This is a genomic window from Brooklawnia sp., assembly GCF_032229645.1.
Taxonomy (GTDB): domain Bacteria; phylum Actinomycetota; class Actinomycetes; order Propionibacteriales; family Propionibacteriaceae; genus Brooklawnia.
On the sequence record NZ_JAVTWX010000094.1, the window covers coordinates 23521 to 35067 of the forward strand.

12 protein-coding genes are annotated in these 11547 nt (G+C 66.0%); 10 read left to right on the forward strand and 2 right to left on the reverse strand.

Features of this window, described 5'->3' with window-relative positions; all coding sequences use genetic code 11:
• The 6 genes from AAFP05_RS07055 to AAFP05_RS07080 form a co-directional block, all read left to right on the forward strand.
• Positions 1–831, forward strand: an 831-nt coding sequence (locus AAFP05_RS07055) for an ATPase, T2SS/T4P/T4SS family (RefSeq protein ID WP_341729148.1), incomplete at its 5' end; no start/stop codon positions are given.
• On the forward strand, positions 828–1640 hold the full coding sequence (locus AAFP05_RS07060) for a pilus assembly protein TadB (protein ID WP_341729149.1): 813 nt from the start codon (positions 828–830) through the stop codon (positions 1638–1640). The genes AAFP05_RS07055 and AAFP05_RS07060, both read left to right, overlap by 4 nt.
• Positions 1637–2410 (forward strand): type II secretion system F family protein, encoded by a 774-nt coding sequence (locus AAFP05_RS07065; protein WP_341729150.1) that lies wholly within the window; start codon positions 1637–1639, stop codon positions 2408–2410. The genes AAFP05_RS07060 and AAFP05_RS07065 overlap by 4 nt, the downstream gene beginning before the upstream one ends.
• A 135-nt stretch (positions 2411–2545) precedes the next feature.
• Positions 2546–2809, forward strand: coding sequence for a DUF4244 domain-containing protein (locus AAFP05_RS07070; protein ID WP_341729151.1), 264 nt, complete (start codon positions 2546–2548; stop codon positions 2807–2809).
• Positions 2810–2894: 85 nt separating this feature from the next.
• Positions 2895–3269 (forward strand): TadE family type IV pilus minor pilin, encoded by a 375-nt coding sequence (locus AAFP05_RS07075; RefSeq protein WP_341729152.1) that lies wholly within the window; start codon positions 2895–2897, stop codon positions 3267–3269.
• 5 nt (positions 3270–3274) lie between these two features.
• Positions 3275–3655, forward strand: a complete 381-nt coding sequence (locus tag AAFP05_RS07080) for an Rv3654c family TadE-like protein (protein ID WP_341729153.1) — start codon at positions 3275–3277, stop codon at positions 3653–3655.
• A 58-nt stretch (positions 3656–3713) separates the two neighbouring features.
• On the opposite strand, the gene AAFP05_RS07085 is transcribed toward AAFP05_RS07080, so the two are convergent.
• Both AAFP05_RS07085 and AAFP05_RS07090 read right to left on the reverse strand, forming a co-directional pair.
• The gene (locus AAFP05_RS07085; protein WP_341729154.1) at positions 3714–5999 is read right to left on the reverse strand and encodes a DEAD/DEAH box helicase; all 2286 of its coding nucleotides are present in this window, start codon (positions 5997–5999) and stop codon (positions 3714–3716) included.
• Between the two features lie 190 nt (positions 6000–6189).
• Positions 6190–6858: a TetR/AcrR family transcriptional regulator gene (locus AAFP05_RS07090; RefSeq protein ID WP_341729155.1), complete on the reverse strand. Its 669-nt coding sequence runs from the start codon at positions 6856–6858 to the stop codon at positions 6190–6192.
• 127 nt (positions 6859–6985) lie between these two features.
• Here AAFP05_RS07090 and AAFP05_RS07095 point away from each other — a divergent pair, with 127 nt between their 5' ends.
• The 4 genes from AAFP05_RS07095 to topA all read left to right on the forward strand — a co-directional run.
• The gene (locus tag AAFP05_RS07095; protein WP_341729156.1) at positions 6986–7525 is read left to right on the forward strand and encodes an ABC transporter permease; all 540 of its coding nucleotides are present in this window, start codon (positions 6986–6988) and stop codon (positions 7523–7525) included.
• Positions 7525–8115, forward strand: coding sequence for a hypothetical protein (locus AAFP05_RS07100; protein WP_341729157.1), 591 nt, complete (start codon positions 7525–7527; stop codon positions 8113–8115). Before AAFP05_RS07095 ends, AAFP05_RS07100 begins: the two co-directional genes overlap by 1 nt.
• 10 nt (positions 8116–8125) lie before the next feature.
• Complete coding sequence (locus AAFP05_RS07105) at positions 8126–9604, forward strand: methyltransferase (RefSeq protein WP_341729158.1); 1479 nt, start codon at positions 8126–8128, stop codon at positions 9602–9604.
• Between the two features lie 105 nt (positions 9605–9709).
• The coding region (gene topA / locus AAFP05_RS07110; protein ID WP_341729168.1) for a type I DNA topoisomerase at positions 9710–11547 on the forward strand (1838 nt) is incomplete at its 3' end.

Consider the following 11547-nt stretch of genomic DNA (forward strand, 5'->3'; position numbering starts at 1 on the left):
CTCGACGACTCCTGCCCATTCGTGGACGCTCGGATGGCTGATGGCACCCGCCTGCACGCGGTCCTCGGGACCATCGCCGATCCAGGAACCTGCCTATCGCTGCGGGTACCGGCGCGGCGCACCTTCTCACTCGACGACTGGGTGGCCAATGGCTCGATCTGTGCGCGGATTGCGGACGTGCTGCGGGCATTGGTGGCGTCCAAGACTGCGTTTCTGATCTCAGGTGGAACCGGTTCGGGGAAGACGACGCTGCTGGCGGGTCTACTCGGGCTGATGCCGGCCGAACAACGGCTGCTGATCGTCGAGGACTCTCGTGAACTGGCGCCCGACCATCCGCATTGCGTGCGGTTGGAATGCCGGCAGGCGAACTCGGAGGGCGCCGGGGCGATCACGATGACAGACCTGGTCAGACAGGCATTGCGGATGCGTCCCGATCGGTTGGTGCTCGGGGAGGTACGCGGCGCCGAGCTTTGTGATCTGCTGACCGCGTTGAACACCGGGCATGAGGGTGGCTGTGGCACCGTGCATGCGAACTCGGTTGCCGATGTGCCGGCCCGCTTGGAGGCGCTGGCCGCGCTCGGTGGCTTGGGACGCGAAGCCTGTCATGCCCAGGTTGCCTCCGCGCTGCGGGTGGTGGTTCAGGTGAGCAGACTGCCTGATGGACGCCGCAGCGTCAGCCAGATCGGGCTCGCTCAGAGATCGGCGTCCGGGCTCGTGTTCATCGAGACCGCAGTGGCAACCGCAGACGGACGAGGCTTGAAGCAGGGCCCGGGGTGGGGACAGCTGGCCGATCTGCTGGGCCTTCCTCGGCTATTGAAGGAGACATCATGATCTCATTGGCCTGTCTGGCGTTGGCCGGTTCTCTGGTCTGCTGGTGGCCGGCCGATCCGTCTCATCGGGTATCGGCCTGGCTGAACCGCTCCGGCCGCTCTGCGGTGACCCGCTCCTGGACGGGTTGGGTGCGCGGGCTGACGATCGCGGCGGCACTGGCCGTTTGCGCAAGCCTCGCGCCACGCTTGCTGGTCTGGGTGATTCCCGGGCTGGTGGTACTGGCAACCGCCGGATGGCTTGTGGTGAACGCCCGAGCAGAGAAGGCTCGGCACCACAATGGCGACGAAGTGGTGCAGGCCTGCCTCGCCGTCGCCACCCAGTTGCGGGTGGGCGACATCCCATCGGCCGCGCTGGCCCGGGTGGCCGGCGATAGCCCGCTACTCCAACCGGTCGCCGCCACCCACGCCATCGGCGGTGATGTGCCGGCCGCGTTACGGGTGGCCGCAGGTCGCCCCGGATGTGCTGGGCTGGCCGCGCTGGGCAGATCGTGGCAACTCTGCCAGATAACCGGCGCGCCGATTGCGGACGCGGCCGCCCGAGTGGCCGAAGGACTGCGGGCCGAGGCCGCCGCGGAACGACTTGTGTCCTCCGAGTTGGCTTCGCCGCGTGCCAGCGGCCGCATGCTCGCGCTACTGCCGCTGATGGGCATCGGTTTGGGCTTCACAGGTGGTGGTGACCCCCTCGCCTTCTTGGCGGGCACTCAGGGCGGACGAATCTGCCTGGCCGCTGCCATCTGCCTGGTATGCGCGGGCCTCGTCTGGACGACGTTGCTGGGCAGGCTGCGCGGCGAGGACGTGGAGGGAACATGACCGTGTCAGGTCCGCTGATTGCAGGATTGGCCTTGGGGGTGGCCGTGATCTGCTTTGTTCCAGGCCCGAACCGGGCCGCGCTACGTGAGCTCTCGCTGACGCAACCTCCGGACAGGGGAGTCGTCCTCGGCTGGCGGAGCCGGGCGCCGGCGTGGTTGAACCAGATATCCGCCATGCAATGGCGTTTCGGGTTGCTCGCCGGAGCAATATCTTGGCTGCTGCTCGGCCAGGACAGCGGCGCGGGAGTGGCTGGTGTCCTGGCGATACCGCTGGCCATCGCCTTATTGCGGTGGCTGGAGGCGGCATCCGAGCGGCGCAAAGCCAAGCAGCTGTCTGCTCAGCTGCCGGGTTGCCTCGAGCTGTTCGCTGCGGCGCTGGATGCCGGGGTGCCGTTGCGGGCAGCTGTGCGGCACATTGCGGCCCTGGCACCTGAGCCGAGCGCGGGACTGCTGCGCGGGGTACTCGGCCATATCGAGCTCGGACGCTCAGATGCCCAAGCCTGGACCTCGTTGCGCGACGACCAGACCTGGGGGCCGGTGGCGCGTGATCTCGCGCGCTGCGCCGCCTCGGGTGCCGCGGTCGCGGACGTCCTTGAGGTACACGCGGCGGAAGCCCGAATGGTGCGTCGCGCCCGCCGGGAGATGGCGGCCCGAGCCGTCGGAGTGCGTTCGGTGTTGCCGCTCGTGTGCTGCTTCCTGCCGGCGTTCGTCCTCGTAGGGGTCGTGCCGATTGTCGCCGCCACCCTTGGAACCTTCACTCAACTTCGCTGAGTTTTCCACAAAGTGTTGTCCGTATGAGCGATTCAGCACCCCATTTACCAATCCTTATGGCGACTCAGAAGCATCCAGCAACGAGTCTTCCGATCGGCCGAAGGCCGGCACCACACTCGAAAGGAAAGAACAACCATGACCACTCAATTCGAATCCGGAACCGGCAGCAGACGGCCCGCAGTCAACTCCAAGCAGCTGCTCATTCCGGTGATCAAGGCCCGCAGCCTGCGGCGCGCCTGCCAGCGCGGCATGGCCACTGCCGAATATGCGGTGGGAATCCTCGCCGCCGTGGCGCTCGCGCTTGTCTTGCTCAGGGTCTTCAACGACAACGCCTTCTTCGAGATGCTGCTGAAGTTCGTCCTTGACCTTCTCTCGAAGGTCGGCGGCAGTCTGCCCTGATCCCAGCTGAGGTTCGGGTGGGTGCCGCCGTGGCACCTGCCCGAACCTGCTGATTCTCCTAGTCAATTCTCATGAAGGAGGCGTCATGCTTCGATCCCTCGCTACGGATTCGGTCTCGGGGCTGCTGCGGCAATCCCGCCAGCGCGGGATGGTCACCGTCGAACTGGCCGTCGGCATGCTGACGGCCTGCCTGATGGCCGGAATGCTGGGCTGGACGGTGAGCCTGGTGGCTTTGCAGGCTCGGTGTTCGGACGCGGCCGGCCAGATCGCGCGGCAGCTGGCCCGCGGCGACCAGGAGGCTGCGCAGCAAGCTGAAGTACATATGCCTGACGGTGCTGCGCTGACAGTGCTCGAATCCGACGCCCGGGTCACCGTCCTGGTCGCCGTGGAAACGCATTGGGGAGCGCTGGGGACGGTCGCGATCGAGGGACGCGCCAGCGCCCCGAGCGGGGGCCGGTGAGCAACGTGAACCGTGATGTATGGCGTAGCCAACGAGGGAGCGGCACGATGCTGATCGTTGCTGTGATGATCGCCTTGATGATGGTCGCAGCGGTGGGCGCCTGGTTCTCCGGCTGGCTGGCCAGCGGGGGGCGGGCCCGCTCCGCCGCCGATCTGGTCGCGATCGCCGCTGCTCAGGCGCAACGCGATGGACGCCAGGCCTGTCCGACAGCGGAACTGGCCGCAGCCGCCAATGACGCCGTGCTGACCGACTGCGAGGTCACCACCGGGTGGGGCGAGTTCGTCGTCGACGTCACCGTCGAGGTGCAGTTGCGTCCGCGGATTGCGGGAGCTCCGCAATCCGCCCACGCCGAATCAAGGGCCGGCATCGTCTCCGAGCCGGGCTGAGGACCGTAAGCGGATGTCGGCCCGCAACCGCAACGCGGACGCCCCGAGGTTAGGGCCCTTAGGGTCTTCCCAGTAGTGCGGCAAGCAACTCCGTGGCCGCCTGCTTGTCCAGTATTCGATTGCCGTTTCCGCACTTCGGCGAGACACAGCACGACGGGCAGCCGGTTTCGCAGCCGCAGCAGGTGAGCCGCTCCAAGGCTGCCCGCCACCACGCGTCGGCGACCTCGAAGCCGCGTTCGGCGTAGCCCGAGCCGCCGGGGGCGCCGTCGTGAACGAAGACCGTGCACATCTGGGTATCGGGGTGCTGGACTGTCGACAACCCGCCGATATCCCAACGATCGCAAGGCGCGAAGGCGGGCAACAGACCGATGGCCGTGTGTTCGGCCGCATGTATCGCGGCGCCCAATCGCGCGGCGGGCAACGGCAGCCGGGCGATGACATCGTCGGGTATCAGCCACCACATCGATTGGGTCGTCATCTGCTGCTTCGGCAAGTCCAGAGGAGTCTCATCCCAGACGTCGCTGGTGACCGAATCGCGCCGCAGGTAGCCGGTCACCTGCCTCGATAGTTCGACCTCGCCGTGGCAGACGATCCCGGATCCGCACGGGTACTCGTCCTTGGTCCGGATGATCTGAATCTCGCTGAACCCCAAGGCCTGGGTGAAATACGGCAGTTCGGCCGAGCGCACCAGCGCGACCGGCTCGTCGGGCAGATATTTCGTCACCAGCCACTGCTCACCCTGATGCAGGTAGACGGCCCCTTCGTGGACCGTCCGGTCGGCCGCATCGCGATCGACGCTACCTATCACCCGCCCGGTATCGGCCTCGACGATCTCTACCGGACGATCGTGTGAACCCCGCAAATCGATCTCGTCCACCGCCCGATAGCCCTTCGTCCAGAACCAGCCGGCCGGACGTGCCCGCAACAGACCCTGTTCGCTCAGGCCGGTCGCCAAAGGGGTCATTGTCGGGCCGAACCAGCGCTCGTCCGCTGGGGTCAACGGCGCCTCCTGGGCGGCGGCCGCCAGCTGCGGGCCCAGTACATAGGGGTTCTGCGGGTGCAGCACGATCTGCTCGACGGGACGATCGAAGATGAACTCCGGATGATCGAGCAGATGCCTGTCCAGCGGATCGTCACGGGCGATCAAGACCACCAGAGCGTCCCGCTCGCCGCGCCCGGCGCGTCCGGACTGCTGCCAGAACGATCCAAGCGTGCCGGGGAACCCGGCCATCACCACCGCATCGAGACCGGTGATGTCGATGCCCAATTCCAGTGCATTGGTCGCCGCCACACCCGCCAGCTGACCCGAGCGCAGCCGCGATTCCAATTCCCGTCGGTCATCGGCCAGATATCCCGAGCGGTAGCTGGCCACCTTGCGTCCCGACTCGATGCGGTCGGCCGCTCGTAGCGCTATCAGCTCCGCCTGAACCCGGCTGGCGATGAAGGTGATCACCTGCTGACCGTCGTCGACCAGCCTTGCCAGCAGCTCGGACGCCTCGCCAGGCGCATCCGACTCGGGGCGCCACAAGACGACCTCCCGTGCCGAATGAGGAGAGGAATCCTCGCCGATCTCGAGCAGCGGATCGGGCTCACCGATCAGCAGCGCGCCGGACTGCCCCGCATTGCTCGCGGTCGCCGACGTCAGCATGAAGACAGGATCCGAACCGTAGGCGTGGCACAACCGTCGCAGCCTGCGCAGCACAGCTGAAACCTGGGATCCGAAGACCCCGCGGTAACGGTGGGCCTCATCGATCACCACATAGCGCAGCGACCCGAGGAAACTCGACCACCCAGAGTGCTGGGGCAGCACCGAGCGGTGCAACATATCGGGATTGCTCAGCACGAAGCTTGCGTAGTCACGGGCGAACCGCCGTTCCATCGACGAAGAATCGCCATCCAGGCAGCCCACCTGCCAGCCCCGTGGTCCTAGCTTGCGGGCGGCCGCCCACTGATCGTGTTCCAGCGCCTTGGTGGGCGCCAAATACAGCGCAGTATGCCTGGCCACGCCCAACCTCGACCGCAGATCATTCCCGGTGAATCCCAGGCTCGCCTGTGCGGACGAAACAGCCGTCGCCGCCATGATCGGCAACAGATAGCCGAGCGATTTGCCGGATGCGGTCGCCGTGCTCACCGCCACGTGCCGGCCGTTCCATGCCGCGTCGGCCGCTGCCACCTGGTGTAGCCAGAGCCGCTCGATACCGGCGGCCATCACCGACTCCCGCACGGCGCCGGGCAGCCAGCCGGGCCAATCGGCGCATTCCCCGGCCACCGCATCGCGATGCCGCACGCACACCGCGCGCGGATCGCTCGCCAGCCAACCAGGAACAGCCACGGCTTCAACCATGCCACGGCAGTACTGCTGATCGTCGCCACTTGATTGCGGATGAACAGCCCGATCCCCATCCCGAGCAGCGCGTAGAGAACCAGAGCGGTGATGCCTCGTCCCCACATCGAAAGCAGCGCTGAGGCGTTGATCAGGATTGACCATCGCCGGCCCCGCCTTCGGCGTGCTCGCGGGGAGCTTTGTCACGATCTCAACCATGCCACGATCGTTCGGATTCGCCGACCGGGTCGGGCGTGGGGCGGGTTGCCGCGCGTGCGGCGGCCGCGTTGAGGCTATCTGCCGTGATCCGGATGATTGCCTGGACGATAGGGAGCCCCCGAATTGCCTCCAGCGCTTCCAGCATGTCGGGCGCCTCAATCGTGTCCAGCGGATCGCGTGTTGCGGCCTTGGCCAGTAGTTCCAGCCCCCCGGCCAAGACGAAATGCACTGTGGAGATCTCCTGCACATTCAAGTCGCTGCGCTCCAGTTGGAAGACATCCAGCCACAGATCGATGACCGCATCCTTCAGGATGTCGCGTAACAGCGAGGTCGAATTCGGCCCCGTGATGATGAGCATCCTCATCAGGTTGCCGTCCTCGACCGCGTTGATGAGGAGCTGATCGAACTGCTCTGACTCGGGTGCGAAGCCACTCGCGATCAGACGCGGAATCTCGGAGATCAGGAGGCCTGATACCGCGCTATGAGCCAGATCGTCCAAGTCTGCGTAGTGGTAGTAGAAGGAGTTGCGGTTCACTCCGGCAGACCGCACGATCGCGCTGATCGTGAGCTCTTGGAACGGCGTCGTCCGCAGCTCGTCGAAGAATGCTGTCTCCAAGCGCGTGACGGCCGCAGGACCTTGATCGCTGCGCGGGCGTCCCATGGAACCTCCTCGATGTGGACGAACTAGGCAACTCGCATGCGTTTGCCCATTTTTATGGTACAGCGTGTCTAATAAACTCGGGTTTATCAGTTGCGACCGGTCCAGTGGTCGTCCGAAGGGATTCAGAATGATCGAAAAGTTGGGGCCGAGAAAGTATGCACTCCCGGCACTGGTAGTCATCCTCGTGGGCTGCGTCATGGCGTTGATGTTCTATCCGATACTTCACATGTCGCCCAAGGAGTTGCCGTTCGCGGTGTTGTCGCTGGACAAGGGCGCAACAACACCCCAGGGTGAGGTGAACGCCGGCACGATGATGGCGGACAAACTGGTGAACGCCGAGGCTCCCGCCGACGGCACGACCGCGCCCATCGCCTGGCATCTGGTCGAGACGCAACAAGAGCTCGATGAGGCGATCGCGAACAACGAGTACTTCGGCGCGCTCACGATTCCCGCCGACTTCACACAAGGACAGGCGCTCGCACAGCTGGGGCAAGGGGAAGCACCCCACGTTGATGTCGTTCTCGACAATGCGAAGAGCCCATTGATGGCCACCCAGATGCAGGCGCTGATGGGCACCATGTTCGGGCAGCTGGGGATCTCGGCAGACATCACAGTCATCCACACCGGCGACGCCGGGACGACCTCCGTCTCGCCGTTGGCAGGATGATGAGCCAGCAGGTCGGAGTGATGCCGCTGATGATCATGTCGCTGATCGGATCGATCCTGCTCACCCGCATCTTCCCCAAGAAGCAGGCCTCTTCCACCGCAAAGCGGTTCGCGGTTCTGGGTAAGCAACTCGGCTACGCTGCCGGAGCCTCGCTCCTCGCTTCGCTGATGGCGGTCTGGCTGCTGAACGGTCTCGTCGGCGCCGCGGCGCCGTTCGGGACGACGATGGTGTTCTTCTGGTTCGCGAGCTTCGCTGTGATGGCGCTGTTCCTCGGCGCATTCAACGTGGCCTTCCCGCTCGGCGTCCTCGTGGTGATCGGAGCGTTGCTGTGCGGCATGATGACGGCCGTGCTCCCACCAGAGGTGCTTCCCGCGTTCTGGGCGAACTGGATTTACCCGTGGGTCCCGCAACCATTCATCGCAGGCGGCTTGCGTGACATCCTCTACATGGGCGCCGGCCTGATGCCCCGCGGCAGCGGTGGGCTGTTTGCCCTGGGCGGCATCGGACTCGCATTGGTGATCGCGTCCGGGTTCATCCCCGGCCGTACTCCGAAAGAATCCGCCTCTGCTGGGACGCTCATGTCACAGTAGAAGGGTGACGATGATCGATGAGTTGCGCTCGGCATTGACCCAGGAGGGCTTCACTGCGGACGCGGTACTGGACCGCATCGGCCAGACCGGCCAAGACGGCCTGCGACGCAACTGCACGGTGCCGGCCCGTGACGCGCTGGGCGACGATCAGAGCCCGCTCGCCACCTTGATCGAACTCTTCCCGCTCAATCTGCCGGTACCAGCCGCCCAGGTCGAGGCCGCGCTGCCCGCAGCCGCGCTGACCAACGAAGGCCTCCTTGAGCCGACCGCGGACGGCCGGATCCGGGCGAGGGTCGACCTGCGTCCCTACAGCTTCGAAACCCGGCAGGGCCAGTGGGACGGCTGGGTCGTCTCGGATCCCACCCCCGGCCTGGACTACCAGACCCATCCGATCAAGTCCGACTACGTGCTCGGCGTCAGCCCCGCCTCCACCACTTTGGCGCAGCTGACCGTCGACAGCCACGTCGGCAGCGCGCTTGATCTGGGCACCGGCTGCGGCGTCCAGAGCCTGCATCTGTCGACCCACGCCGACCGCATCACCGCCACCGATGTCAACCCGCGGGTGCTCAAGCTGGCCCAGATCACCGCCGACCTCAACGAGATCGACATCGACCTGCGCGACGGCAGCCTCTTCGAGCCGGTGCGCGGCGAGAAGTTCGACCTGATCGTCAGCAACCCGCCTTATGTGATGAGCCCGCCGGACAGCGAACGACTCACCTATCGCGAGACCGGCTTCAGTGCAGACGACCTCATTCACCAGATCGTCAGCGGTTCGTCCGGCCACCTCAACGAGGGCGGCATCTGCCAGGTGCTCGCCAACTGGGCCATCACCGGCGATCAGCCCTGGGAAGAACGCCTCGCCGGCTGGGCCCCGGCTGGAGCCGACCTGTGGGTGATCGAACGTGAGCGTCTCGACCCCTACGCCTACATAGAGATGTGGCTCACCGACGCCGGACTGGCTGGCGACCCCAGCTGGGGCGTCCGCTACCGCGAGTGGCTCGACTACTTCGCCCGGCTGGATATCCAGGGCATCGGCATGGGCTGGATCACGGTCACCAACGCCGGCCGTCAACGCCCGCAGATCACCATCGAATCGTGGCCCCACGAGGTGCACCAACCGGTGGGCCCGGTGATCGCCGCGCATCAGCGCAATATCGGCGCCGCCAGGGCCGCCGACCAGACGCTGCTCGAGGGTACGTTCAAACTCAGGGACGACATCGTCCAGGAGACGCTGGGTGCGCCCGGCGCCGGCGACCCGCAGTATGTGGTGCTGCGCCAACACGCCGGCCTGAAGCGTGCCCAGCAGGTCGATACCGCGCTCGGCGGCGTGCTGGGAGCATGCGACGGCAGCCTTCCATTGGGCGTCATCATTGCTGCCGTTGCCAAGCTGCTGGGTGAGGACCCGGCCGAGCTACGCGCGAGCGTGCTGCCGAAGATCCGGCAGGCCATTGTGGACGACTATTTCGACTCGCCATTGGCGGCGTGGTAGCTTCCCGACTGTCTGAATCCTCATAAACCACGAAGATTGAAGGACCGCAACGTGGCCACAGAACCCCGCCGATTGGTGATCGTCGAGTCGCCTACCAAGGCGACCATGCTCACACGCTTTCTGGGATCCGGCTACGTCGTAGAGTCCAGCCGCGGCCATATCCGCGACCTGCCGACCAATGCGTCCGAAGTCCCCGCCAAGTTCAAGGGCCAGCCCTGGGCCCGGCTCGGCGTCGATGTCGAGGACGATTTCTCGCCGCTCTACGTCGTCAGCGCCGACAAGAAGCCGGTCATCCGCAAGCTCAAGGAGCTGCTCAAGGATGTCGACGAGCTCTATCTGGCAACTGACGAGGACCGCGAGGGGGAAGCCATCGCCTGGCACCTGCTCGCGGAACTGAAACCCAAGGTGCCGGTCAAGCGGATGGTGTTCCACGAGATCACCCCGGAGGCGATCGCGGCCGCGGTCGCCAACCCCCGCGAGCTCGACACCGATCTGGTGGACGCCCAGGAAACGCGCCGCATCCTCGACCGTCTCTACGGCTATGAGGTCTCCCCGGTGTTGTGGAAGAAGGTCATGCCGAAGCTGTCGGCCGGACGCGTGCAGTCGGTCGCCACGCGGCTGGTGGTCGACCGCGAACGGGAGCGGATGGCTTTCACGTCGGCGTCCTACTGGGATCTGCTGGCCACCCTCGACGCCGGACCGGCGGCCGGCCCGCGGCTCTTCGACGCCCGCCTCACCGGCCTCAATGACTGGCGAGTCGCCCGCGGCTCCGATTTCGACTCGACCGGCAAGCTCAGCACCGATGCCTTCGTGGTGGACGAGAAGTGCGCCACCGATCTCGCCGAAGCGCTCAAGCAGGCCAGCTTCGCGGTGGACTCGGTGGAGGCCAAACCGTTCACTCGTCGCCCCGCGGCACCGTTCCGCACCACCACCTTGCAGCAGGAGGCGGGCCGCAAGCTCGGCTTCACCACGGACCGCACCATGCGGGTCGCCCAGGAACTCTACGAATCGGGCTTCATCACCTATATGCGTACCGACTCGGTGTCCTTGTCGGAGCAGGCGATCAACGCGGCCCGCAAGCAGGCCCGGGCGCTCTACGGTGACGACTACGTGCCCGCATCGCCGCGCGTCTACGCGTCCAAGGTGAAGAACGCGCAGGAAGCGCACGAGGCGATCCGTCCTGCCGGCGACTCCTTCCGCACCCCCGCCCAAGCCAAGCTCACCGGTGACCGGGCGAAACTCTATGAGCTGATCTGGCAGCGCACCGTGGCATCCCAGATGACCGACGCGCGCGGCCAGAGCGTTTCGGTGAAGATCGGCGCCGAACTCGCCCAGCGGCTGCGGGCCGGCACCGAGATGGCTGCAGTCGAGATCCGCAGCGCGGTCTTCTCCGCGTCTGGGCGCACCATCACCTTCCCGGGCTTCCTGAAGGCGTACGCCGACGTGGCCGACGACGAGCAGGGCGAACACGCCAAGCTGCCGCAGCTGACTCCCGAGCAGAGCCTGGATCTGTCGGCTGCCACCCCCGAGGGTCATCAGACCAAGCCGCCGGCCCGGTTCACCGAGCCGACGCTGATCGCCAAGCTCGAAGAGCTCGAGATCGGGCGTCCGTCGACCTACGCGTCCATCATTCGCACCATCACGGCACGCGACTATGTCTACAAGAAGGGCACCGCGCTGGTCCCCACTTGGTTGGCCTTCGCGGTCACCCGGCTGCTCGTCGAGCACTTCCCGCGGCTGGTCGACTACCAGTTCACCGCCGAACTCGAGGACAGACTCGACGAGATCGCCGGCGGCAATTCGCAGCGCCTTCAGGTGCTCAGCGACTTCTTCTACGGTGCGCCCGGCCATGAGCGCGAGGGTCTGCACGACATGGCAACCGATCTCGGCGACATCGATGCTCGCGCGATTTCGACGTTCGCGATCGGCGATCCGGAGTTGGG